This is a genomic window from Sphingobium sp. TomMM15 (assembly GCF_055397045.1).
The window spans coordinates 2,075,377-2,100,249 of sequence record NZ_AP027314.1 but is presented as its reverse complement, the minus strand read 5'-3'; the positions used below and the strand labels follow the sequence as shown (position 1 = coordinate 2,100,249).

At 63.7% G+C, this 24,873-nt stretch carries 22 protein-coding genes and 2 tRNA genes; 16 read left to right on the top strand and 8 right to left on the bottom strand.

The features are described from left to right. Positions 1-20: 20 nt before the first annotated feature. From ACZ51H_RS10445 to ACZ51H_RS10400, 10 genes are all read left to right on the top strand, one after another. A complete protein-coding gene (locus ACZ51H_RS10445; RefSeq protein WP_464801778.1) occupies positions 21-1,145 on the top strand; it encodes an 8-amino-7-oxononanoate synthase in 1,125 nt (374 codons plus the stop codon). Further along, complete coding sequence (gene bioD / locus ACZ51H_RS10440; protein WP_464801777.1) at positions 1,142-1,756, top strand: dethiobiotin synthase; 615 nt, start codon at positions 1,142-1,144, stop codon at positions 1,754-1,756. The genes ACZ51H_RS10445 and bioD overlap by 4 nt, the downstream gene beginning before the upstream one ends. 102 nt (positions 1,757-1,858) lie before the next feature. Next, complete coding sequence (locus ACZ51H_RS10435) at positions 1,859-3,880, top strand: M13 family metallopeptidase (RefSeq protein WP_464801776.1); 2,022 nt, start codon at positions 1,859-1,861, stop codon at positions 3,878-3,880. Between the two features lie 168 nt (positions 3,881-4,048). Further along, positions 4,049-4,477 carry a DUF4168 domain-containing protein gene (locus ACZ51H_RS10430; RefSeq protein ID WP_460986935.1) on the top strand — a complete coding sequence of 143 codons (429 nt, stop codon included), beginning with the start codon at positions 4,049-4,051 and terminating at the stop codon, positions 4,475-4,477. A 66-nt stretch (positions 4,478-4,543) separates the two neighbouring features. Then, positions 4,544-5,833, top strand: coding sequence for an adenosylmethionine--8-amino-7-oxononanoate transaminase (locus ACZ51H_RS10425; protein ID WP_460986934.1), 1,290 nt, complete (start codon positions 4,544-4,546; stop codon positions 5,831-5,833). 59 nt (positions 5,834-5,892) lie between these two features. Then, a complete protein-coding gene (gene infA / locus ACZ51H_RS10420) occupies positions 5,893-6,111 on the top strand; it encodes a translation initiation factor IF-1 (protein WP_003049127.1) in 219 nt (72 codons plus the stop codon). Between the two features lie 12 nt (positions 6,112-6,123). Beyond that, positions 6,124-6,696: a Maf family protein gene (locus ACZ51H_RS10415; protein WP_460986933.1), complete on the top strand. Its 573-nt coding sequence runs from the start codon at positions 6,124-6,126 to the stop codon at positions 6,694-6,696. 62 nt (positions 6,697-6,758) lie between these two features. Further along, positions 6,759-7,748, top strand: a complete 990-nt coding sequence (locus ACZ51H_RS10410; protein WP_460986932.1) for a ribonuclease — start codon at positions 6,759-6,761, stop codon at positions 7,746-7,748. Beyond that, positions 7,738-7,932: a DNA gyrase inhibitor YacG gene (locus ACZ51H_RS10405; protein ID WP_449474381.1), complete on the top strand. Its 195-nt coding sequence runs from the start codon at positions 7,738-7,740 to the stop codon at positions 7,930-7,932. Before ACZ51H_RS10410 ends, ACZ51H_RS10405 begins: the two co-directional genes overlap by 11 nt. Before the next feature lie 51 nt (positions 7,933-7,983). Next, positions 7,984-8,059, top strand: a tRNA-Phe gene (locus tag ACZ51H_RS10400). A 45-nt stretch (positions 8,060-8,104) separates the two neighbouring features. Here the strand turns inward: ACZ51H_RS10400 and ACZ51H_RS10395 are convergent. The 7 genes from ACZ51H_RS10395 to kdpF all read right to left on the bottom strand — a co-directional run bounded on the left by ACZ51H_RS10395 (position 8,105) and on the right by kdpF (position 16,516). Further along, on the bottom strand, positions 8,105-8,494 hold the full coding sequence (locus tag ACZ51H_RS10395; protein WP_460986931.1) for a hypothetical protein: 390 nt from the start codon (positions 8,492-8,494) through the stop codon (positions 8,105-8,107). A 220-nt stretch (positions 8,495-8,714) separates the two neighbouring features. Then, positions 8,715-9,401: a response regulator gene (locus tag ACZ51H_RS10390; protein WP_460986930.1), complete on the bottom strand. Its 687-nt coding sequence runs from the start codon at positions 9,399-9,401 to the stop codon at positions 8,715-8,717. After that, on the bottom strand, positions 9,398-12,064 hold the full coding sequence (locus tag ACZ51H_RS10385) for a DUF4118 domain-containing protein (protein WP_464801775.1): 2,667 nt from the start codon (positions 12,062-12,064) through the stop codon (positions 9,398-9,400). The genes ACZ51H_RS10390 and ACZ51H_RS10385 overlap by 4 nt, the downstream gene beginning before the upstream one ends. Continuing rightward, on the bottom strand, positions 12,061-12,651 hold the full coding sequence (gene kdpC, locus ACZ51H_RS10380; RefSeq protein WP_464801774.1) for a potassium-transporting ATPase subunit KdpC: 591 nt from the start codon (positions 12,649-12,651) through the stop codon (positions 12,061-12,063). Before kdpC ends, ACZ51H_RS10385 begins: the two co-directional genes overlap by 4 nt. 11 nt (positions 12,652-12,662) lie before the next feature. Continuing rightward, positions 12,663-14,693, bottom strand: coding sequence for a potassium-transporting ATPase subunit KdpB (kdpB, locus tag ACZ51H_RS10375; protein WP_464801773.1), 2,031 nt, complete (start codon positions 14,691-14,693; stop codon positions 12,663-12,665). A 14-nt stretch (positions 14,694-14,707) separates the two neighbouring features. Then, positions 14,708-16,411 (bottom strand): potassium-transporting ATPase subunit KdpA, encoded by a 1,704-nt coding sequence (gene kdpA, locus ACZ51H_RS10370; protein WP_464801772.1) that lies wholly within the window; start codon positions 16,409-16,411, stop codon positions 14,708-14,710. Between the two features lie 15 nt (positions 16,412-16,426). Next, positions 16,427-16,516, bottom strand: coding sequence for a K(+)-transporting ATPase subunit F (gene kdpF, locus ACZ51H_RS10365; RefSeq protein WP_449474375.1), 90 nt, complete (start codon positions 16,514-16,516; stop codon positions 16,427-16,429). A 565-nt stretch (positions 16,517-17,081) separates the two neighbouring features. Here kdpF and ACZ51H_RS10360 point away from each other — a divergent pair. Further along, positions 17,082-17,591, top strand: coding sequence for a helix-turn-helix domain-containing protein (locus ACZ51H_RS10360; RefSeq protein WP_464801771.1), 510 nt, complete (start codon positions 17,082-17,084; stop codon positions 17,589-17,591). 227 nt (positions 17,592-17,818) lie between these two features. Here the strand turns inward: ACZ51H_RS10360 and ACZ51H_RS10355 are convergent. Then, a tRNA-Gly gene (locus ACZ51H_RS10355) sits at positions 17,819-17,893 on the bottom strand. 248 nt (positions 17,894-18,141) lie between these two features. Here ACZ51H_RS10355 and paoA point away from each other — a divergent pair. From paoA to ACZ51H_RS10330, 5 genes are all read left to right on the top strand, one after another. Continuing rightward, positions 18,142-18,777, top strand: a complete 636-nt coding sequence (gene paoA, locus ACZ51H_RS10350; protein WP_464801770.1) for an aldehyde dehydrogenase iron-sulfur subunit PaoA — start codon at positions 18,142-18,144, stop codon at positions 18,775-18,777. After that, positions 18,774-19,730, top strand: coding sequence for an FAD binding domain-containing protein (locus tag ACZ51H_RS10345; protein ID WP_464801769.1), 957 nt, complete (start codon positions 18,774-18,776; stop codon positions 19,728-19,730). Before paoA ends, ACZ51H_RS10345 begins: the two co-directional genes overlap by 4 nt. Next, on the top strand, positions 19,727-21,943 hold the full coding sequence (gene paoC / locus ACZ51H_RS10340) for an aldehyde oxidoreductase molybdenum-binding subunit PaoC (protein WP_464801768.1): 2,217 nt from the start codon (positions 19,727-19,729) through the stop codon (positions 21,941-21,943). Before ACZ51H_RS10345 ends, paoC begins: the two co-directional genes overlap by 4 nt. Before the next feature lie 58 nt (positions 21,944-22,001). Then, positions 22,002-24,014, top strand: coding sequence for a TonB-dependent receptor (locus ACZ51H_RS10335; RefSeq protein ID WP_464801767.1), 2,013 nt, complete (start codon positions 22,002-22,004; stop codon positions 24,012-24,014). 132 nt (positions 24,015-24,146) lie between these two features. Next, positions 24,147-24,857, top strand: coding sequence for a Crp/Fnr family transcriptional regulator (locus ACZ51H_RS10330; RefSeq protein WP_464801766.1), 711 nt, complete (start codon positions 24,147-24,149; stop codon positions 24,855-24,857). The last annotated feature ends 16 nt before the right edge of the window (positions 24,858-24,873 follow it).

Genomic DNA, 24,873 nt, shown 5'->3' with positions numbered 1-24,873 from the left:
GCGGGCCTATAGGGCGCGCCATGACCAGCGAACCCTTCCGATCGCAACTGGCGGCCCTTGAAAAGCGCGGCCGCCTGCGCCGTCTGGTGCCGCGCGCCGGGCGCGACTTCGCCTCCAACGACTATCTGGGCTTGGCGTCCGATCCGCTGATCGGTCAGGCGGTGGCGGATGCGGTGGCGCGGGGCGTGCCGGTGGGATCGGGTGGCTCGCGCCTGCTGCGCGGTAATGCGCCCGAGCATGAAGGGCTGGAGGCGAAGGCGGCGGCCTTCTTCCGGACGCAGGCGGCGCTATTTCTCGCCAATGGCTTTGCCGCCAACTGCGCCTTGTTTTCGACATTGCCGCAGCGCGGCGACCTGATCGTCGCGGACGAGCTGATCCACGCCAGCGTCCATGACGGCATCCGCCTGTCCAAGGCCGCCACTGTCTTTGCCCGGCATAATGATGTGCAGAGTTTCGCCGACCTGATTACCGCCTGGCGCGAAGAAGGTGGCAAGGGCCGCATCTGGATCGCGGTCGAAACGCTTTATTCGATGGACGGCGATACGGCGCCGCTCGCTGATCTCGCAAAACTGGCCGCGCAGCATGACGGGATGCTGATCCTGGATGAAGCGCATGGAACGGGCGTGTTTGGTCCCAGCGGCCGTGGTCTGTCCGCCGGGTTGGACGGGCTGCATAATGTGGTGACGCTCCACACCTGCGGCAAAGCCATGGGCGTGGAAGGTGCGCTGATTTGCGGGCCGCAGATCATCATCGACTATCTGATCAACCGAGCGCGCGCCTTCATCTTCTCCACCGCGCCCTCGCCGCTGATGGCGGTGGCGGCGTCGGCCGCGCTCGACCGGATCGAGCAGGCGGACGACCTGCGCGCGCGGCTGAAGACCTTGTGCGTCGATGCCGCCGAAGTCATCTGCGCGCCACTGGGCTTGCCTGCGCCGCGTACCCACATCGTCCCCGTGCTGCTTGGCGAAGACCGGCGCACCATGGCCGCCGCCGCCGCGCTGCAGGAGGCAGGCTTCGACGTGCGCGGCATCCGGCCGCCGACGGTCCCGCCCGGCACCAGCCGCCTGCGCATCTCCCTGACATTGAATGTCGGCCGCGCCGATGTGGCGGCTCTTGGCGAAGAACTGCAAAGGGTGATGGCATGACGCGCTTCGTCGTCACCGGGACCGATACGGACATCGGCAAAACAGTCTTCGCTGCCGGGCTCGCGGGCGCCCTTGGCGCTTATTATTGGAAGCCTGTTCAGGCGGGGATCGACCCCGAAGGCGACAAGGAAACGGTCGCACGGCTAGGCGGCATCCCCAATGCGCGCATCCTGCCGGAAGCCTACCGCCTTACCACGCCCGCCTCGCCCCATTTGGCGGCTCGCCTCGACGGGGTTGAAGTCCGCCTCGACAATCTCGCTTTGCCGCAAGTGGACGGCCCGCTGGTCGTGGAAGGCGCAGGCGGCGTGCTGGTGCCCGTCAGCGAAACCTTGCTGATGGCCGATCTCTTCGCCCATTGGCAGCTGCCCGTCATCCTGTGCGCCCGCACTGCGCTCGGTACGATCAACCACAGCCTGCTCAGCATCGAGGCGCTGCGCAGCCGGGGCGTGCCGCTGGTGGGCATCGCGTTCATCGGGGATTCCCATGAGGAGAATGAGCGCATCATCCCCCAACTTGCCAGGGTGCCAAGCCTCGGCCGCCTTCCGCGCCTCGACCCGCTGGATGCCGCCAGCCTTAAGGCTGCTTTCGCCGAGAATATCCACTTGCCCTGAAGAGGGGCGCAGCCGCTTTTGCACGATTTTCGACAAAGGACATGGACTTGTCGCCCTGCGCCGGGTCAATTGCCATGATCGGATCAAGCAAGGGATGCTTCGATGAAAAATCTTTTGATGAGCGCCGCGATTGGCGCTCTGCTGCTCGCCGCAAACGCCGCGCAGGCTGACCAGGCGCCATCGGCCAAGCCGACCTATGGCAGCTACGGCTTCGACGACAAGGGCATGGACCCGGCCGTCAAGCCGGGCGATGATTTCTACCTCCACGCCAATGGCGGCTGGGCCAGGGCCACGCCGATCCCTGCCGACAAGTCCAACTATGGCGCGTTCAACGTCCTTGACGACCTGTCGCGCGAACGCACCCGAGGCATATTGGAGGAGGCAAGGAAAGACCCCGCCAGCCGTATCGGCCTCGCCTATGCCAGCTATCTGGACGCTCCCACAGTGGAAGCGAAGGGCCTGACCCCCATCAAGCCCTGGCTCGCGAAGATCGCGGCGGTGAAGGACAAGACAGGCTATGCTCGTCTGGCGGCGGAGGCTGCACGAGCCGGTATCGCAGGCCCGTTCACCTTCTATGTGGGACAGGATGACAAGGCGCCCGACACTTACATCCTGAACCTGCGCCAATCGGGCCTAGGCCTGCCGGATCGTGACTTCTATCTACAGCCTGACGAGAAGATGGCGGCAATCCGTACCGCCTATGCCGCTCATCTCGAACAGATGCTGACACTGGCGGGCGCGAGCGACGCAAAGGCGCGCGCCACTGCCCTGATGGCGTTCGAAACGGAAGTGGCAAAGGTCCACTGGACCCAGGTCGACAGCCGGAACGCGGACAAGACCTACAATCGCATGACGCTCGTCGAATTGCACAAAGCCGCGCCCGGCTTCGACTTTTCGGCCTATTTCGCCGCGAACCGCCTGGAGCAGCAGGCGCTGATCGTCGCACAGCCGACGGCGATCGCGGGCGAAGCAGCACTGATCGCGCGAACCCCGATAGGCGTGTTGAAAGATGCCCTGTTGCTGCGCAGTCTGCACAGCTACGCCACTTACCTCCCCGACCGGATCGCCGACGCCGACTTCGCCTTCTACGGCACCACTCTATCCGGCACGCCGCAGCGCGAAGAGCGGTGGAAACGCGCCGTCAGCTTCGTCAAGGAGGCGATGGGCGAGGAAGTCGGCAAAATCTATGTCGCCCGCTATTTCCCGCCGGAAACCAAGGCGGCGATGGACCAGCTCGTCAAAAATGTGATCGCCGCCATGGGCCGCCGCATCGACGGCCTCGGCTGGATGAGCGATGGCGCGAAGGCGAGGGCGCACAAGAAGCTGGCCGCCTTCACGCCCAAGATCGGTTATCCCGACAAATGGCGGGATTATAGCGGGGTTACGATCATCGCAGGCGACCTGTTCGGCAACGCGGTGCGATCGAACCAATATGAATTCGACTATCAGATGGGGAAGCTCGGCAAGCCGATCTACCGTTGGGAATGGCAGATGACGCCGATGGAGATCAACGCCTATGCGGACTTCTCCATGGTGGAGATCGTCTTCCCGGCCGCCATCCTCCAGCCGCCCTTCTTCGATCCCCATGCCGATCCGGCGGTGAATTATGGCGGCATCGGCGCGGTAATCGGCCATGAACTTAGCCACCATTTCGACGATCAGGGCGCCAAATATGATGAGACCGGTAAGCTCAACCAGTGGTGGAGCGATGCTGATGTCGCTGCCTTCAAGGCTTTGACCGGCAAGCTGATAAAGCAATATGACGCCTACGAGCCTTTCCCCGGCGCGCATGTGAAGGGCGACTTTACCTTGGGCGAGAATATCGGCGATCTGGCAGGCGTCGCGGTGGCGCTGGACGCCTATCATGCGTCACTCGGCGGCAAGCCCGCGCCGGTGATCGACGGCACCACCGGCGATCAGCGCTTCTTCCTCGGCTGGGCGCAAGTATGGCGGCGCAATTATCGCGAGCCCAACTTGCGCCAGCGGCTGGTCACTGACCCGCATTCGCCGTCGCAATATCGGGCGGATACCGTGCGGAATTTCGATCAATGGTACGCCGCCTTCAACCCGGTGCCCGGCAGCAAGCTCTATCTCGCGCCTCAGGATCGGGTGAGAATCTGGTGAAAAGATGAGCATCAGTAACGATTCTGCCCTGCGATGAACCGTGATGGTGCGAGTGATGAGCTGCGCCGCGCCCGGCCGTCGTCCCTCAAATCTCACGTTTCGCCGGAACACTCTTTAAACCTCGTGCGCTCTTCCACAGCTTTGAGACATCAAATCGCAAGGAGAAGCATGTTGACGGGTTTTCGTTCATCACTGGTTTTGAAGACGGCAATGGCATCGGTCGCTTTGTTGGCAGCGGCTCCAGTTCTGGCTCAGGGCGCCGCAACTCCGGCTACGCCCGCGACGCCTGCCACTCCGGCGGCGCCTTCGGCCGATGCGGGTAAATTTAGCGATGCTGACATCAAGCTGTTTGCGGCTGCTGCGGTCGAAGTGACCAAGATTCAGTCCGACACCAGCATCGCTAATGCGGAAAAGCAGCCCAAGATGCTCGCCGCGTTGCAGGCATCGGGCATCGCTCCAGAAAAGTTCAATGAGATCGGCCAGGCCGCCGCCGCCGACCCGGCGTTGCAGCAGCGTATCCAGGCCGCGGCACCGGCTGCTCCCGCCACCCCGGCGACGCCAGCCGCCCCTGCTGCCCCGGCCACCCCGGCCAAGTAAGCGGGAGCGCCATAATATAGGGGAGGGTGCTTGGCCTGACGCTTGGGCTATTCTAAGCGTCTCGCCATGACCTCCCCTATATGGCACCCCTTCACCCAGCACGGCCTCAACGAACCCATCCCGCATGTCGTTCGTGCGGAAGGCGCCCTGTTGCATCTGGCAGACGGCGGCACGTTGATCGACGCCATCTCCAGTTGGTGGGTGACGACGCATGGCCACTGTCACCCCCGCATCGCCGCTGCCATCGCTCAGCAGGCCGGGCAGCTTGACCAGCTGATCTTTGCAAATTACACGCATGAGCCTGCCGAAGAGGTTGCGCGCGGCCTGATCGAACTCGCCCCCCGCGCGGAAGGGCGCGACCCGCTCGCCCATGTCTTCTATTCCGACAGCGGATCGACCTCCGTCGAAGTCGCGCTGAAGATGGCGCTCGGCTACTGGCACAATCGTGCGCTGGATGGTTTGTCCGCGTCCCGGCATCGCATCCTTGTCCTCGAACATGGCTATCATGGCGACACGATCGGCACGATGTCGGTCGGCGAGCGCGGCGTCTACAATGCCGCATGGACGCCCTTGCTGTTCGACGTTGGCACCATTCCCTTCCCTGCGCCGGGAACGGAGCAACAGACGCTCGACGCGCTGGAAGCGGCTTGCAAGGAGCATCCGGCGGCGTTCATCGTTGAACCTTTGGTGCTGGGTGCTGGCGGGATGCTGATCTACCCGCCTGCCATTTTGCGGCAGATGGCGGAAATCTGCGCCCGACATGATGTTCTCTTCATTGCCGACGAAGTAATGACCGGCTGGGGCCGCACCGGCACAGTCTTCGCTTGCGAGCAGGCGGGCGTCGTGCCGGACATCATGGCCGTCGCCAAAGGGATCACCGGCGGCTCCGTCCCCCTCGCGGCGACACTAGCCACGGCGCGCATTTTTGATGCGCACAAGTCGCAGGACCGGGCGCGGCTTTTCTACCATTCGTCCAGCTACACAGCGAATGCCATCTCCTGCGCGGCGGCCGCGGCCAACATCGCCATCTGGCGCGAAGAGGATGTGCTCGGCCGCATCGCCGCGCTCGAACAGAATATGGCGGAGCGACTCGGCAAGCTGGCGCTTCATCCCGCCTTCGAAAATGCCCGGCAGCTTGGCACGATCGTGGCGATTGACCTGATCGCGCAGGACGCCGGTTATCTGTCCGACCTTGCGCCGCGCCTGCGCGCCTTCTTCCTTGATCGGGGCATATTGGTGCGTCCTTTGGGCAACAGCATCTACCTGATGCCGCCCTTTTGTACGGATGTGGATCAGCTGGATCACATCTTTGCGGCCTTGTCTGACGCGGGCGATGTATTTGGCGTGTCAGCCTGACTTTCATTTTCCGCATTTTGCCGCTATGGCGGCGCGATTTTTGGTTTCCCCAGGATATTATGGCAAAAGAAGAACTGCTTGAAATGCGCGGACAGGTTGTGGAGCTTCTCCCCAACGCCATGTTCCGCGTCCGGCTTGAAAATGATCACGAGATCCTTGGCCACACGGCGGGCAAGATGCGGAAAAACCGCATTCGCGTGCTGGTGGGCGACGAAGTGTTGGTCGAACTGACCCCCTACGACCTGACCAAGGGTCGGATCACTTACCGCTTCAAATAAGCCGCTTTTTCGATGCGGCTCATCCTTGCTTCGGCTTCTCCCAGACGGTGTGAACTTCTGGGTCAGATCGGCGTGCGTCCCGACGCTGTGGACCCCGCCGATCTTGATGAAACCCCTTTGAAAGGCGAATTGCCAGCGACCTATGCTGCGCGCGTGGCCGCTGAAAAGGCTGCGCTGGTGGCCGCCCGCCATCCCGGCGCGCTGGTGCTGTCAGGCGATACGGTCGTCGCGGCAGGCCGCCGCATCCTGCCCAAGGCAGAGACGGAGGGTGAAGCGCGAGCCTGTCTTTCGCTGCTCTCCGGCCGCCGTCACCGCGTGCTGAGCGCTATCACGCTCATCGATGGCGAGGGCAGGGCAAGGCATCGCCTTTCCACCAATATCGTTATCTTCAAACGTCTGGAGCGCGCCGAGATCGACGCCTATATCGCCAGCGAAGAATGGCACGGCAAGGCAGGCGGCTATGCGATTCAGGGCCGTGCCGCCGGGCTGATCCGCGCGATACAGGGCAGCCATAGCGCGATCATGGGCCTGCCCCTTTACGAAACCCGCGCGCTGCTGAAGGCAGCGGGCTACCCATTGGACTAGAGGGATGGCAAGGGAAATGGCACATTTCCCGGCTCGGCAATCCCGACCAACAGGAATATATTATGGCCGAATGGCTCTATGAAGAAGGGATTGGCGAGGCCCGCGCCGCGTTGATCGAAAAGGGCCGTTTGGTCGAGGCACAGATCGAGCGTGAGGGCGATGGCGCCCGCGCCGGTGCTATCATGCAGGGTAAGCTCGTCCGGACCATCATCCCCAAGAAGCGCGGCATCGCCCGCCTGATCTCGGGCGAGGAAGTGCTGGTCGAACCCATCCCGCCAAAAACCGCAGAGGGCGCGACCGTCCTCCTCGAAATCCTGCGCGAAGCCATCCCGGAGGAAGGTCGCCCCAAGCTGGCCAAGGGCCGCATCGCCCAGCCGGGCTCCAAGGTGCATCCGGCTCCCAGCCTCCTCCAGCGCCTGCGCGCCACGGGTCTGCCCATCACCCCCTGCCCGGCCCATGGCGAGGATCGCTTCGAAGCCCATGGCTGGAGCGAACTCATGGAAGAGGCGATGTCGGGCGAGATCGGCACGGAGGAAGCGGCGCTCCGCATCTTTCCGACGCCCGCGATGATCCTGATCGACGTAGACGGATCGCTGCCGCCCGCGAAGCTCGGCCCCAAGGGCGCGAAACTGGCGGCGCAGTCGATCCGTCGCATGGGCCTGACCGGATCGATCGGTATCGATCTGCCCACCATGAACAACAAGGATGAGCGCGCCGTCGCCTCCGCGCAGATCGATAAATATCTGCCGCTTCCCTTCGAACGCACGGCGGTGAACGGCTTCGGCTTCGTCCAGGTCATCCGCCGCCGCGAGCGGATGAACCTCATGGAGTTGTTGCGGGCTGATCCGATCGAAACGGCGGCTCTCGCATTGCTCCGCCGTGCCGAAAGGGAAGGCAATGGCGGGCCGGTGACGATCACCGCCGCGCCCCCCATCATTGACCGCCTGTACAAGGCGACCGATTGGCTGGAACAGCTCGCTCGCCGACGCGGCGGCGCCGTCAGCTTGAAGGCTGACCCGGCACTTGCCATATCGGCGGGCCATGTCGCCTAAATCATCCTCCTGCCCGATCTGCGGCCAGCCAGCGCATCCCGACACGCGGCCCTTCTGCGGAAAGGCCTGCCGTGACCGTGACCTGCTGCAATGGCTGGGCGAAGGCTATCGCGTCCCCGGAACCCTCGCCGCCGACGAGATGAAAAAAAGCGACGATGATGGGGTGGACAACCCCCCGGATTGATGCCTATAGGCACGCCTCTCAACGCCGCCGGTGGTCCTCCCCGGCGCTCGTGCCCGGGTAGCTCAGTTGGTAGAGCATGCGACTGAAAATCGCAGTGTCGGCGGTTCGACTCCGTCCCCGGGCACCACTAACTCACTGAAAATAAAGATTTATTCTCGCGAATTGCCCGGAATTATGGTGACGCGTGTGAACTCTGTGAGTTTGCAGAGGTAGTTTTCGATGAGATGCGGCCATCGGTACGTCTCTGCGTCGATCGGGACGGGAAAAGCGCGGCGCGCCGTCGCTCATTCTTTACATGATGATCCGGAGCGCTGACCCAGAGAGCCGATAGTGGAACGGGGTCGAAGATATGCGCCCCGATCACCGACAATGCGACCCCGCTGGTTGCGCCGAGGAAGCTCGCCGCCGCTACACCCATTTCTGCCATGGTCGCCTCATGTTCCGGCGGAAGATTCACCACCCGGGACAGCAGCCTGACGCCGAACCAACTCGCGCCAATCAGGGAAATTCCGGCCAGTCGCAGGCCCATATCCTGTTGTAAGCTTGTTTTCCTGGCCTGCATGTCGCCCTCCATCGTCGCGGCATGAGACTTACGGATGGGCGCATATGCTTTCGAGCGGCCGGATCTCCGATCGCCATAGTATTATCATAGCATTTGCAGGGCGGAGGGCGGGGCGGGCCTAGAGCATCGTGCGCAAAAGTGGGAACCGGTTTTGCGCAAAAACGATGCGACAACAAATAACTAGAGCGCGCGCCTTGCGTCCGATTTAACGCAGTGCGCTCTAATCCGCCATCAGTCGATAGCCGATGCCAAGTTCATTGACGATCATGGACGGCCGCGCGGGGTCCTTTTCCAGCTTCTGCCTCAAATTGCGCACGACGATTCGCAGATAGTCGATCCGGCGATCATGATCGTGCGGCCAGGCGGCTGCCAGAATTCGCTGATGCGTTACGACGCGGCCGGGGTGCATTGCCAACTGGGTGAGGACCTCAAACTCCTTGCGGGTCAGATGCACTTCCTCGCCGTCACGCATGATGCGCCGATTGGCGAGGTCGATTTCCACGGGGCCGGACTGGACGACGGGCGCGGCCCCCTGCGCCGCCACACGCTCGCGCAGCGCGGCACGAAGGCGCGCGAGCACTTCCTCGCTATCGAAGGGCTTGGTGACATAGTCATGCGCGCCCAGATCGAGTGCGGCGACCTTTTGCTCGGTCGCTTCGCGGGCAGACACGACGATGATGGGCGCGGCTACCGCCGCCTTGAGCAACTGGACAATCTCCAACCCGTCGCGGTCGGGCAAGCCCAGGTCGAGGAGGATGGCATCGGGTTTAGTCCGCCGGGCTTCGTCCAGCGCTTGTGCCGCGTTCACCGCTTCGGCGACGTCATAGCCTGCGCGCGTCAACGTACCGTGCAACAGACGCCGGATATGCACCTCATCGTCTACGACGAGAATCCGCTGGCTGCTCATATATGCTGGTCCTGCTCGCTAGCGCGGGTGAGGAGGGATTCAGGAAAATGCAGGCTGAACCGGGCGCCTTTGCCATCTGGCCGATTGTCCGCATCCACATTCATGCCCATCGCCTCGGCGAAACCCTTCACGATGGCGAGGCCAAGGCCGGTTCCGCTGACCGACCGATCGGACCCCTCCAGCCGCTTGAACGTCTCGAATACCTCCTTCTCCTGTCCGATGGGAAGTCCTGGCCCCTCGTCCAGCACCGACAGGATGAGTTCGCTGCCGGAAAGTTCGGCGCGGATCGTGATTGCTGTCCCGGGGTCGCCATAGCGCCCGGCATTGTCGAGCAGGTTGAGCAGGCAATGGTGGAAAAGCTGGGCATCGACATTGACGAGCGGCAAGTCAGGCGGGACGGCAAGCTGGATCGGATGCCCCTCCAGCGATCGGCGCGTGTCATGGACGGCCCCGCCCACGGCATCGGTCAGGTCGACCGGCTCGATATGCAGGCGCAGCGCTCCCGCCTCGACCCGCGCCATGTCGAGCAGATTCGCCACGAAGCGATTGAGCCGCACGGCCTCGCTCTCGATCGTGTCGAGCAGGGGATCGCCGTTGCGCTGGCGCAATTCGGCCGCCGCGCCCAGGATTGCCGTTAGCGGCGTGCGCAGGTCATGGCTGACGGAGGATAGCAGCGCGGCGCGGAGCCGATCGCGTTCGCGCACCTTGTCGACGTCGCGCATCTCGCTTTCCAGGCGCAGCCGTTCGAGCGCGAGCGAGGTCTGGTCCAGCAGGCTGGTGAGCAGCGGAAGTTGGTCCGAACGGATAGGATCGCTGCCGTCGTCGCGCGCCAGACCCATGACCGCCAGAATATGCTCTCCCGCGCGCAGCGGCTGAAACTGCCAGTCCGATGCCGCAAGGCTGCCCGTGCCACGCCCGGCGGGTTGGCCGGTGTCCAGCACCCACTGCGCGGCGGCCAGTTCCATCGTTTCCACATTGATGCCCGGTTCACTCGCGGCCTGCACGACCAAGCCCGTTCGATGCCGTTCCAGGATCAGCACGCGGAGTTTGAGCAGGCGCCCGATTTCCTGGCACGCGGTCCTCCCCACTTCTTCCCGGTCGCCGAGCGCCGTCAGTTGCCGCAGATAGCCAGCGAGCGCGGCGTTGGTCCGCGCGCTGGAAGCGGCGAGGTCCGCCTGCGATCGAACGCGCGAGGTCAACTGGCTGGTCACGATCGCCACGCCCAGCAGGACGAAGATGGAAATGACATTTTCCGGATTGCTGATCGTCAGCGTGCCGGTGGGTGGCAGGAAGAAGAAATTATAGGCAAGGCTGGACACGATCCCGGCAAACAGCCCGGTGCGCAGGCCGAACAGGCTGGCGGCGACCATGACCGGCAGCAGATAGAGCAGGCCGACATTACCCAGGTTGAGGATGTGGAAAAGGGCCGATCCAAGGGCTGTCACGCCAGCGACCAGCAGCGCGGTCCAGAGATATCCCGCAGGCTTGCCCCAATGGTTCAATGGGCGTGCGCGCGCAGGGCTGGCCGGGGCGCTTTCATCAAGCGGCAGGACGTGGACCGCCACGCCCGGCGTTTCCCGCACCAGCCGATCGACGATCGAGCCGTGCCGGAACTCGAACCAGCGCGATCGAATGGATTTGCCGACGACCAGCTGGGTCGCGCGCGCCTCATCGGCGTAGCTTTTCAGGCCCTCGAACACCGTGGAGGCGGGCACCGTGGCGACCGTCGCGCCCAGACTGGATGCCAGGTTGAGCGCAGAGGCAATCCGGCGCATTTCCGGCTCGCCGAAATATTGCGCGCGGGGTGTTTCGATATGGACCGCGCTCCAAGGCGCGCGGGCGGCGTCGGATATGCGCTTGGCCGCGCGCACCAGCGTCTCGGCGCCGGGCAATTCGCTGACGGCAACCAATATGCGTTCGCTGCCCGCCCATGTGCCGCCGAGCGCCTGAGCCCGAAGATCCTCCAGCATCTGCGTATCGACAGCCTGCGCGGCCCGGCGCAGTGCCAGTTCGCGCAGCGCCGACAGATTGGTCTTGGAAAAGAAATGGGCAAGGGCGCGGGTCGCCTCCTGCGGGAGATAGACCTTCCCCTCCTTCAGTCGCTCGATCAGTTCGGCTGGCGGAATATCGACGACCTCGATCTCTGCCTGTTCCAGAATGCCGTCGGGAACGGTTTCCCGCACGCGCACGCGGGTGAAGGATGCGACGACGTCGTTCAGGCTCTCCACGTGCTGGATGTTGAGTGTCGAATAGACGTCGATCCCGGCGTCAAGCAGTTCCTCGACATCCTGCCAGCGTTTGGGATGACGGCTTTCCGGCGCATTGGTGTGGGCCAGCTCATCGACGAGCGCCAGCGCCGGTCGGCGCTCCAGCAGGCCGTCGATGTCCATCTCGGTCAGGACATGGCCCTGATAGTCGATGGATCGGCGCGGGAGGATTTCCAGTGCCTGCGTCAGTGCCTGCGTTTCGACACGGCCATGCGTCTCGACGACACCGACGACGACATCGACGCCCGCCTTCTGCCGAGCCGCGCCCTGCACCAGCATTTCATAAGTCTTGCCGACGCCGGGCGCCGCGCCGAGAAATATCTTCAGCCTGCCTCGACCCTCCTGCGCGGCGGCGCGCAGAAAGGCTTCCGGGGTAGGCCGATCCCGTTCGTTCAACGCGCGCTGCCGCCAAGCTGGTCAAGCTGCCGGTTCAGCGCCAGCACATTTACGCGCGCCTCGCCCACAAAGCCCAGCAATGGGCGTTCGACATTGCGGCTGACGAGATCGCGCACCAGCCGTTCGTCAAGCGCGCGAACGCGGGCGACACGGGACACCTGCGCCATGGCGGAAGCAGGCGACAGGTCGGGATCGAGGCCGGAGCCGCTGGTCGTGACCAGATCGGCCGGAACCGGTCCGGCAACACCCTCGGCGCGCCGCTTTTCGACATCGGCCTTCACCCGATCCGCCAGTGCTTTGGAAGTCGGGCCAAGGTTGGAACCAGCGGAGGCGAGGCCATCATAGCCCTTGCCCGCCGCCGAAGGGCGCGTCTGGAAATAGCGGTCGGCGGTGAAGGCTTGTCCGATCAGCGTCGATCCGATCACCTGACCCCTGTCATCGCGGATCAGGCTGCCATTGGCGGCGCGGGGGAAGATCGCTTGTCCAATACCCGTCATGGCGAGAGGATAGGCGATCCCGAGCAGAATGGCGAACAGGATCGTCATGACGATCGCCGGACGCAGTGAAGAAAGCATGTCCTTGCCCATCATATGTTCCTTTACGCGAGGCCGAGGCCGCCGACGATCATGTCGATGATCTTGATGCCGATGAACGGCGCCACCAGCCCGCCAAGGCCGTAGATCGCAAGGTTGCGCGCCAGCAGCGGACCGGCACCCATGGGCCGATACGTCACGCCTTTCAGCGCCAGCGGCACGAGCAGCGGAATGATGAGCGCGTTGAAGATGATGGCGGACAGGATCGCGCTTTGCGGCGTGGATAGGCCCATGACGTTCAGGACGCCGAGCCCCGGATAGAGCGCGACGAACATCGCCGGGATGATCGCGAAATATTTGGCGACGTCGTTGGCGACGGAGAAGGTTGTGAGCGCCCCGCGCGTCATCAGCATCTGCTTGCCCAGACCCACCACCTCGATCAGCTTGGTCGGATCGCTGTCCAGGTCTACCATATTGCCCGCCTCGCGCGCGGCCTGCGTGCCGGTGTTCATCGCAACGCCGACATCGGCCTGCGCCAGCGCGGGCGCGTCGTTGGTGCCGTCGCCGCACATGGCGACCAGCTTGCCCCCTTGCTGCTCCCTGCGGATAAGGTCCAACTTGTCCTCCGGCGTCGCCTGCGCGAGGAAGTCGTCCACGCCCGCCTCGGCCGCGATGGCGGCGGCGGTCAGCGGATTGTCGCCCGTGATCATCACGGTGCGGATGCCCATGCGGCGAAGCTCCGCGAACCGCTCCCGGATGCCAGCCTTCACGATGTCCTTGAGCGCGATGGCGCCCAGCAGCCGACCGTCCTGCGCAACCGCCAGCGGGGTCATGCCTGCCCGGGCTATTTCGTCGGTGATGCGCCGCAGTTCGGTCGCTGCGGCTGTTTCGTCCAGACCGGGATTGGCCTTCAGGATCGAGTCCACAGCGCCTTTCTGGATCAACGTTCCGCCCATACTGACGCCGGAGATGCGCGTCTGGGCGGTAAAGGAGATCACCTCCGCATCCCAGGGCAGGGACGCTGTCCCGACGCCGAATTTCTCGCGCGCCAGTACCACGATGGAGCGACCCTCCGGCGTTTCGTCGGCCAGGCTGGCGAGCAGGGCGGCTTCAGCCAGCTGGCCCGGCTGGGCGCCGTCCACCGTCCGGAATTCGGACGCCTGCCGGTCGCCGATGGTGATCGTCCCGGTCTTGTCGAGCAGCAGCACGTCGATGTCCCCAGCGGCCTCCACCGCCCGGCCCGACTTGGCCAGCACATTGAAGCGCACCAGCCGATCCATGCCCGCAATGCCGATGGCCGACAGCAGCGCGGCGATGGTGGTGGGAATGAGCGTGATGAGCAGCGCCGCGAGAATGGCGACGGGGATCGCCCCACCGGCATAGCTGGCAAAGCCCGGAACGGTGCCGACCGCGATCAGGAATATGATGGTAAGGCCGACCAGCAGGATGGTGAGCGCGATCTCGTTCGGCGTCTTCTGCCGCTCCGCACCCTCGACCAGGGCGATCATCCGGTCGAGAAAGCCCTGCCCGGGATCGACGGTCACCCTGACCCTGATCTCGTCGGAAATGACGCGGGTGCCCGCCGTCACGGCCGAGCGATCGCCGCCCGCCTCGCGGATCACTGGCGCGGATTCCCCCGTTATCGCGGATTCGTTGACGGAAGCGACGCCCTCGACCACTTCACCATCTGCGGGGATCAGGTCTCCGGTGGTGACCAGCACGATGTCGCCTGCGCGCAACTGGCTGGCGGGGATCTCCTCGACCCGTCCGTTCTTCTCGCGGCGGGCGACCAGCTCCGCCTTGGTGGCGCGGAGAGACGCGGCCTGCGCCTTGCCGCGCCCTTCGGCCACCGCTTCGGCAAAGGTGCCGAACAACACCGTCAGCCACAGCCATATGACCAGTTGAAGCTTGAAACCAACGCCCAACGTATCGGTGCCGACGACGAGCAGGATCGTCAGCAGCAAAGCAACGCTTGCCGTCACGAACATCACCGGGTTGCGGATCAGTTGCCTGGGATGAAGCTTGACAAAGGCGTCGCGGATCGCCGGTGCGATCAACTCGGCCGTGAACAGGGATTTGTTGGTTGCGCGAGCCATTGGGCGCCCCCCTTCTAGAAAAGTTGCCCGCGGATCATGGCGAGATGATCGGCGATGGGACCAAGCGCGAGGCTCGGCAGGAAGGTGAGACCGCCCACGATCAGGATGATCCCGACGAGCAGCCCGACCCAAAGGCCCCCGGTCGTGGGAAAAGACCCGGCGCTTTCGGGCGTATGCCTCTTCGCGGCGAGGCTGCCCGCGATTGCCAACATGGGCACGATGACGAAGAAGCGCCCCAGCCACATCGCGACGCCCAGCAGCGCGTTGTAAAAGGGCGTGCCCGCCGTCAGCCCGGCAAAGGCGGACCCGTTATTGCCGGTGGCCGAAGTATAGGCGTAGAGGATTTCGCTAAATCCGTGCGGTCCCTTGTTGAGCGGCCCGGCCAGCCCGGCAGGCAACATCGCGCTGACCGCCGTCAGGCCGAGGATGCAGAGCGGCAGGATGGCGATGGCGAGCACCGCCAGCTTTACCTCCCGCGCCTCGATCTTCTTGCCGACATATTCCGGTGTCCGGCCGACCATCAGTCCCGCGACGAACACGGCGAGGATGGCGAACAGCAGGAACCCGTAAATGCCCGCGCCGACGCCGCCGATGACGACTTCCCCCAGCTGTATGTTGAACAAGGGGATCATGCCGCCCAGCGCGGTGAAGCTGTCATGCATGGCGTTGACAGCACCGCAACTTGCCGCCGTGGTGACGACCGAGAAAAGGGCGGAGGCGGCGATGCCGAACCGGACTTCCTTGCCCTCCATATTGCCACCGGCAACACCAAGATTGTGAAGAACGGGATTGCCCGCCGCCTCCTGCCAGTAAGTGACGGCCACGCCCAGGAGGAACAAAAACGTCATGGCCGACAATATCGCCCAGCCCTGCCGGGTGTTGCCAACGGCCTTGCCGAAGCACCAGGTAAGACCGAAGCCGATCACGAATATGGACAGCATCTGGATCAGGTTGGTGAGCGCGGTCGGATTTTCGAACGGGTGCGCCGAATTCGCATTGAAAAAGCCGCCGCCATTCGTGCCCAGCATCTTGATCGCTTCCTGGGAGGCAACCGGGCCAAGCGCGATAACCTGCTTTGCGCCTTCCAGCGTGGTCACATTGACCGAAGCGGCCAGGGTTTGCGGCACGCCCGAAGCGATCAAGTAGACGCCGTAAACCAGGCTGATCGGCAGCAGCAGGTAGAGGGTGACACGGGTCACGTCCGCCCAGAAATTGCCGATGCTCGCTGTCTCACGCCGTGCGAACCCGCGGAAGAAGGCGAAGGCAAGCGCGATGCCGGTCGCCGCTGAAAGGAAATTGTGCAGCGTCAGCCCCAGCATCTGCGACAGGTTGGACATGGCCGCCTCGCCCGAATACCATTGCCAATTGGTGTTGGTGGTAAAGCTGATCGCGGTGTTGAACGCGCCATCGGCGCCAATCCCTGCGTAGCCTAGGTCGTTGAGTGGCAGCACCCCCTGCAACCGCAACACGGCATAGGTGAAGATCAATCCCGCGAAGTTGAACAGCAGCATATGCGCCGCATAACGGCGCCAGCTCTGCTCTTCGTCGGGATTGATGCCGGACAGCTTGTAGAAGCCGGTTTCGATCGGCCCGAGCACGGCATGAAGGGGCGTCCGGCGGCCTTCAAAGAGCGCGAACAGCCAGAGGCCCATCGGCTTGGTCAGCGCCAGCAATATGCCCACGAAAGCGAATATCAGGATCCAGCCCCGGATAGTCATGGTCCGGGCTCCTCGTCAGAAGCGTTCGGGGCGAATGAGCACCGCCACCAGATACAGAAGAAGGCCGATCGCCGTGATCGCCGCGAGAGTGAGGTCAAGCGTCATCCCCGCCCCCCTCACGCCTGATCGCACAGGCGGACATAAGCCAGCGTTGCCGCCAGCAGCCCGGCCAGTGCGCCAATCCAGAGCAGGTCCTGCATCATCACGCTCCTTCCCCCGGCGCTGGCGCGGCCGAACGGCTGGGCAGGCACTCAAATGCTGCGGTTCTGGTCATGTCCGATCTTCCCCAAGTACACGCCACCCGGTCGGCGGCGATTCGTGAGGGGTCGCAGATATGATGGGCCGCCATTTCTTATCGAGATCGAGAAGCGGCGATCTTCATAGTATTTGCATAGGGTAGCCGCTTCACATCGCCCATTTAGGTGCATGGCCAAAGCCCTCGGCGAAAAAATCATCAGCCCCATAGGACATCAGCGCCCGGTTCTGTCACTGTCCTAGTTCGTCATGCGGTTAGCCGTAATGCCGCTTAACCGGCTATACTATTTCATAGGACATATGCGACTGATGCCACAAGACATTGGCGTCTTGTAGCATAGGACGCCTACATCTAGTCGGGTTGCTTGCAATGGACGAAAAATAGGGCATATTGAGTTCATCGAAGGAAACACTGATGAGCACCAACCCGACTGACACAGAGAACAAGGTCCTGAACCTCGCCGACCTGCTAGCGCAGTCCGGCAAGCAGGACACACGCAAAGCCTCCGAGAAGAAGTTCGGTAAGCCGGTTATGGACGTGGGCTTCTGCATCACGCCCTCGCTGTTGATGAAGGCACAGGCGCGGATTGGGCTCAACCCCGTTCAGTTCAACATCGTCATGCATCTTCTCGACCAGTGGTGGTCGGCGGAGCGGCGGCCGTGGCCGTCGAAGGCGACACTGGCTGAGCGCATGGGAATGAGCGATCGCCAGATTCAACGTCACGTTGCGGAGATGGAAGGTGCGGGCCTGATTCAGCGGATCGGCCGGACCAGCCCAGGCAAGGGAAAGACTAGCAACGAGTACGACCTCTCCGGGCTCGTCAAGAAGATGAAGGAGCTTGAGCCGGAGTTCACGAAGGCGAAGCAGGAGGCGAAGGCCAAGAGTAAGGCCCTGTCTCTGCCCAAGCATAAGCAATCAGCTTAGGTCCCGGCGCGGCGTTCTTCGCCAGCCGAAGCCTTGCACTTAGAGACAGCCCTGCCCCGACGGGGAGAGGTATCCAAGGCTAAGGACCGAAGGAAGCGGCTCGCAGGCAACTGCGGGTCGCTTCTCTCACATTTGTAAGACGTAACCCGAAGCAGGTGTCGCGTCACCTTGCCGTTTACCTATGCCTTGAGCCCGAAGGCGAAAAGTTGCAGAAATCTTCGAAAATCTGGAGCGGGCGAAGGGATTCGAACCCTCGACCCCAACCTTGGCAAGGTTGTGCTCTACCCCTGAGCTACGCCCGCTCTGGCGGCCGGAGGAAGTCCCTCTCGGCGGGTGAGGCGGGCAACTAGCAGCGGTTGGGGAGGTCGGCAAGGGAGAATTTGGCCCCGGCCCAAATTTATCCCGCTGGCGGACTTTTGGGCGGGGGCAGAAGGACTGCGCTTGGCTGTGGAAGGTGCGCGCCCTATCTGGGCGGTGCTGCATCTTTTCTGACCGTGGCGGATCATCCGGGAATATGCTTCGTATTGGCTACGGTAGGAGGAAGGACGATATGGCGCCAGACGATCTGACTCGCCGTGCCGTGTTGCAGGGCGGGGGCGCGGTGATGGCGGTTCCGGCCGTGGCGGACGCGAAAACCGGGGCGATCCGCGTGCCCAAATTTAACGAGGGAAGACACATGACTACCGTGGAGCTGACCGTGAACGGCCGTCAGGTGCATCTGCAACTCGATCCGCGCACGACATTGCTGGACGCCCTGCGTGAGCATCTGCACCTCACCGGCACCAAGAAGGGCTGCGACCATGGTCAGTGCGGCGCCTGCACGGTGATTGTCGAAGGCCAGCGGATCAACAGCTGCCTCACGTTGGCCGTCATGCATGAAGGCGAAACCGTCACCACGATCGAGGGCCTCGGCACGCCGGAAAAGCTCCATCCGATGCAGCGGGCCTTCATCACGCATGACGGATATCAATGCGGTTACTGCACGCCCGGACAAATCTGTTCCGCCGTCGCCGTGCTGGGCGAGATCAAGGCGGGTATTCCCAGCCACGTGACCGATGATCTGGAGCAGGTGGTTCCGTCGGACGCGGAATTGCGCGAGCGGATGAGCGGCAATATCTGCCGATGCGCCGCCTATCCCAACATCATCGCCGCCATTCGTGATGTCGCCGGGGAGGAAAAGGCATGAGGCCATTCACCTACAGCCGAGCCGCCAGCGTCGAAGATGCCGTGAAAGCCGCTGCGGATACGAAAGGCGCGCGCTTCATCGCAGGCGGCACCAATTTGCTCGACCTCATGAAGCTCCAGATCGAAACACCCTCGCATCTGATCGACGTCAATCATCTCGGCCTCGATCGGATCGAGCGGACGGCCGAGGGCGGCTTACGGATCGGGGCGATGGTCCGCAACACGGCACTTGCGGCGGACAAAATGGTTCGGCGCGACTATGCAGTGCTCAGCCGTGCGCTGCTTGCGGGCGCATCGGGCCAATTGCGCAACAAGGCAACGACTGCCGGAAACCTGCTCCAGCGCACCCGCTGCCCCTATTTTTACGACATACGCATGCCCTGCAACAAAAGGAAACCGGGCAGCGGATGTGGAGCATTGAAGGGGATCAGCCGCAGTCTGGCGATCATCGGCACCAGCGACGCCTGCATCGCGCAGCATCCTTCCGACATGGCCGTGGCGATGCGCGTGCTGGATGCGACGGTGGATACGGTGGCCCCGGACGGGACGCGCCGCTCCATTCCCATAGCGAATTTTCACCTGCTGCCGGGGGATACGCCACATGTCGAACATGCGCTGCAACCGGGCGAACTCATAACGTCGGTGACATTGCCCCGGCCGATTGGCGGCACCCATGTCTATCGCAAGGTGCGGGATCGCCATTCCTACGCCTTTGCCCTTGTTTCCGTGGCGGCAGTGTTCGACGAGGATGGCGGCGCCCGCTTCGCCTTTGGCGGCATCGCGCCCAAGCCATGGCGCGTCCCGGCGGCTGATGCGGCGGCCAAGGCTGGCCCCGCTCTGGTTGCTGAAGCCGCGTTGGCAGGCGCCCGGCCTACCGATCAGAACGCGTTCAAGCAGCAACTGACCGCCAGGACGCTGGCATCCCTCTTCCGCCAGAAGGAGGCGCGGCCATGAAGTTCGACAAGCCCGCTACGATCAATCCCATCGATCGCGGCCGCGTAGTCGGGATTGCGCATGATCGCATCGACGGAGCGGCAAAGGTCACAGGAACTGCGCCCTATGCCTATGAACGGCATGATGCCGCGCCCCATGCCGCCTATGGCTGGATTGTCGGATCGGCAATCGCGAAGGGCAAGATCGACGCGATGGACCTGCGTGCCGCTCAAGCGGCACCGGGCGTTCTGGCCATCGTCACGCATCAAAATGCCGGGCCGCTCGCGAAGGGCGGGAGGAACACCGCTCACCTGCTGGGCGGACCCCTGATCGAACATTATGATCAGGCGGTGGCGTTGATCGTCGCCGATACGTTTGAAAATGCCCGCGACGCCGCACGGCTGCTGCGCATCGACTACAGCCCGGAAAAAGGGCGTTACGATCTCGCTACCGAACGCGGGAATGCCATCGTGCCGGAAGAGGGGTTTGGCGGCCCGGCCGACACGCGCGCGCGGGATTTCGACGCGGGTTTCGCCAGCGCGGCGGTAAAGATCGACCGGAGCTACACAACGCCCGACCAAAGCCATGCGATGATGGAACCCCATGCGACCACGGCTGCATGGAATGGCGATCAGCTGACCTTGTGGACATCCAACCAGATGGTCGCCTGGACCGTCGAGGACATGGCGGCCACGCTGAAGATTCCGAAGGAAAACGTCCGGGTCGTCTCCCCCTATATCGGCGGTGGCTTTGGCGCGAAGCTGTTCCTGCGCGCCGACGCATTGCTGGCGGCTCTGGGCGCACGGATGGCGGGTCGGCCGGTCAAGGTAGCCATCGCCCGGCCGCAGGTGCCCAACAACACGACCCACCGCGCGGCGACCATTCAGCGTATTCGCATCGGCGCGGACAAGGATGGCATCATCGACGCGATCGCCCATGAAGTCTGGTCCGGCGATTTGCCGGGCGGTGGTCCGGAGGTCGCGGCGCAACAGACGCGGCTGCTTTATCGCGGTGCCAATCGGCTGACCGCGCACCGGCTGGCGGTACTGGACCTGCCCGAAGCCAATGCGATGCGGGCTCCGGGCGAAGCCGTGGGCCTGCTGGCGCTGGAAGTCGCGATGGACGAACTGGCCGAAGCCTGCGACATCGACCCGGTCGAACTGCGCATCCGTAATGATGTGCAATATGATCCGGAAGCAGGACCGCAGCGTCCCTTTTCCAGCCGCAAGTTCGTTGAATGCCTGCGTCAGGGCGCGGAACGCTTCGGATGGGAAAAGCGTCATCCAAAGCCCGGGCAGGTTCGGGACGGCCGCTGGCTGATCGGCATGGGCATGGCCGCCGCTTTCCGCAACAATCTCGTCGCGCCCTCCGGCGCGCGCGTGGGCGTGGACCGGCGCGACCATGTCGTCGTGGAAACCGACATGACGGACATCGGCACCGGCAGTTACACCATCCTCGCGCAGACGGCGGCGGAAATGCTGGGCGTGCCGATCGAAGCGGTTACGGTGCGTCTGGGCGACAGTCGCTTCCCCATATCGGCTGGATCGGGTGGCCAGTTCGGCGCGAACAGCGCAACCGCAGGACTTTATGCCGCCTGCATCGCCTTGCGGACAAAGCTGGCCGCCAAGGCTGGCTTCCCGGCGGACGACGTCATTTTCGAAGACGGGCTGGTGCGATTTGGCAATCAGTCGCAGCCCATCGGCAGTCTCGCGGATGAGGGCGGCCTGTGGGCGGAGGACCGGATCACCTTCGGCAAATTGACCAAAGACTATGCGCAGGCGACCTTTGGCGCGCATTTCTGCGAAGTCGGGGTAGACATCGACACGGCGGAAGTGCGGGTCAGGCGAATGGGCGGCGCGTTTGCGGCGGGCCGCATCCTCAATCCAAAATCGGCCCGCAGCCAGGTCATCGGCGCCATGACAATGGGTGTTGGCGCGGCATTGATGGAGGAGCTACATGTCGACACGCGCTTTGGGTTCTTCGTCAATCATGACATGGCCGAATATGTGGTCCCCGTGCATGCCGATATTCCCGAGCAGGATGTGCTTTTCCTTGATGAACTGGACGACAAATCCTCTCCGATGAAGGCCAAGGGCGTGGGCGAACTCGGCATCTGCGGTGCTGGCGCAGCGGTTGCCAATGCCATCTATAACGCCACGGGAATCCGCCTGCGCGACTATCCGCTCACCATCGACAAGCTGCTGGCCGGGCGGGAAGGGTCGGCGCTGGCCTGACCCTGCACGCCGCGTGGCGTCGTTGTCAGGGTGAGAGCGCACCGCTATCAGCGGCGCCATGAAAGCCGCGCCCCTTTGCCTGTTGCCTGCATTGCTACCCTCTGCCGCGCTCGCCCAACCGGCGGCGGCTGACAATGCGCAGGCACGCATCGTTATCACGGGAGCGGGCTTGCCCCTGCCGCCCGGCACGCCTGCCTATGGGTCGGTGGAGATCGAACGGCAACGCCTGCTAAACAGTGCGTCCGGCAGGATCGAAAGCATCCTGAACGATGTAGCCGGGTTCCAGCAGTTTCGCCGATCCGACAGTCGGTCGGCAAACCCCTCGGCCCAAGGGGCGAGCTTGCGCGCCTTGGGTGGCAACGCGTCCAGCCGTACCCTTGTGTTGCTGGACGGGGTGCCGATGGCCGACCCGTTTTTCGGCTATATTCCTTTCAGCGCGCTGGTGCCCGATCGGCTTTCAGGCGCACGCGTGACGCGTGGGGGCGGCGTCGGCGCTTTCGGATCGGGCGCGGTCGCAGGGACCATCGAACTGGCAAGCGCCACACGTGAACAATTGCCCATGCTGGCCGCCAGCGCCCTTTATGGCAGCCGCGACGCGACCGAACTGTCCGCCAGCCTCACGCCTGATCTTGGCGGCGGCTTCGTCTCCCTCTCCGGCCGTTGGGACAGAGGAGATGGCTTCCAAACCACGCCATCGGACCAGCGCGTGTCAGCGACGGTCCCTGCCGCCTATGACAGTTGGTCGGCCAATCTGCGCGCCGTGGTTCCGGTTTCCGCCAACGAGGAACTGCAATTCCGCACGACGCTGTTCCACGACGATCGGACGCTTCGCTTTCGTGGCGCGGACAGTGTGAGCGAAGGGCAGGATGTAAGCATCCGCTATGTGTCGCGGGGCCGGTGGCAGGTCGACGCCCTTGCCTATGTTCAGGCGCGCAACTTTTCGAACATCGTGATTTCCTCCAATCCGCCTTTCAGCAAGACGCTGGATCAGCGGAACACGCCTTCCACTGGTCTTGGTGGCAAAGTCGAACTGCGTCCGCCGGTTGGTTCGGATCATCTGCTGCGCATCGGCGTGGACAGCCGCTTTGCCAGTGGCGACATGTTCGAGGATGCCTACAGCGCCACCACCGGGTTGGTCACCGCGCGCCGCCATGCGGGGGGGCGACAACTCACCACGGGCATGTTCGCCGAAGACGACTGGACGCTAGGCCGCCTTGTCCTGACCGGAGGGGTGCGAGCCGACCGTTGGACGATATCCGACGGCTTCTTCCGCGCGGCGGGTGCTGGCGCGACCGACCGGGATTTTGAGAATCGCTCCGACTGGCAGATGTCGGGCCGGACCGGGGTACTATGGCATGCCGGGGAGGGAATTTCCGTGCGAGGCGCGGCGTATACCGGCTTCCGCTTGCCGACGCTGAATGAGCTTTACCGGCCTTTCGTCGTCTTTCCGGTCACGACACAGGCCAACGACGCTCTGGTGCCGGAGAAGCTGAAGGGGATCGAGGCCGGGATCGATGTCAGCCCAGTCAAAGGCATGACCTTGTCGGCAACCGCCTTCTATAACCGGCTGGACGACGCGATCGCCAACGTCACGATCGGCACCAATCTGCGCAAGCGGGAAAATGTCGATGCCATCGTGGCCAAGGGGGTCGAACTGAGCGCTGTGGGCCAGATCGGCTCGCTATTCCTGTCCGCCTCCTACGCCTACAGCCACAGCGTCGTTCATGCGTCGGGCAGCCTGTTCGACGGCCTTTCCCCTGCCCAGACGCCCCGCCACGCCGCCAGCACGACATTGGCCTGGCAGCCCCGGCGCGGATCTAGCCTGTCGGCCACCCTGCGTTATGTCTCCGCCCAGTATGAAGACGATCTTCATGCCGATCGCCTGCCGGGCGCCGTGACGGCCGACGCCGTCGCTCGCTTGCCGATCGGTCACGGCGTCCAACTCATCCTGCGCGGCGAAAATCTGTTCGATGAAGATGTCGTCACCCGCCGCGTCACCACCGGCACGGGGGTGTCGGAGGACCTCGGCGCGCCACGTACATTGTGGGTCGGACTGACCCTCAACCGCTGAATCTTACGCTTCTTGCTCCACTTTAAAGAGGGCAGACGCGCGCTTTGCTAGAGCGGCCGGAACGATCCGATCCGAGGTTCCGTGCGCGCAATTTTCGATGACTCTTCCCCGCCAGCTTTTTCGACGGCCCGATTGGCTGAATTTCGGTCGCCAAGCCCGGCGGAACTCGAAATTTTCTCCAGCCTCGCAGGCCCGGTTCAGCAGATCGCGCGCAACCGGACGATACGGCGGGAAGGGGATACCCCCCAGTCAATCTATATGATGCTGGAAGGCTGGGCGATCAGCAGCATGACACTGGCCGATGGCGGGCGGCAGATATTGAAGGTGCATTTGCCCGGCGACATTCTGGGCACGCCCAGCATGGCGCTCGACCGGGCGGCGGAGACTTTGACGGCGCTCACGCCCGTCAGGCTGCGCACGATCAGCCTGTCGGCCTTTGGCGGCCTTTTCACCCGCGCGCCGCACATGGCGGCCCTCATGTTCCTCAGCGTGCAGCAGGAACGCGTCATGCTGATGGACCGGCTCTGCTCGATCGGCCGCACTTCGGCCGAATCCCGCCTCGCCGACTTTCTGGTTCACCTGCATGGCCGCCTGAACGTGGTTCAGCCGGGCACCGGGCCGCGCTTCGAGCATCCGCTGACGCAGGAACAGATTGGCGACGTCATCGGCCTTACCGCCGTCCATGTGAACCGTGTCTTCCGCACGCTGGAGGACAAGGGACTCATCCTGCGGGACGGCCACATGATCGAACTGCTCGACATTCCGGCCCTGCGCAAACTCAGCGGCGTACCGCCCCGTACACTCGCGCGGGATTTGAGTTGGCTGCCCAAGCCGCTGCCCTGACCCGTGTCTGCCATTC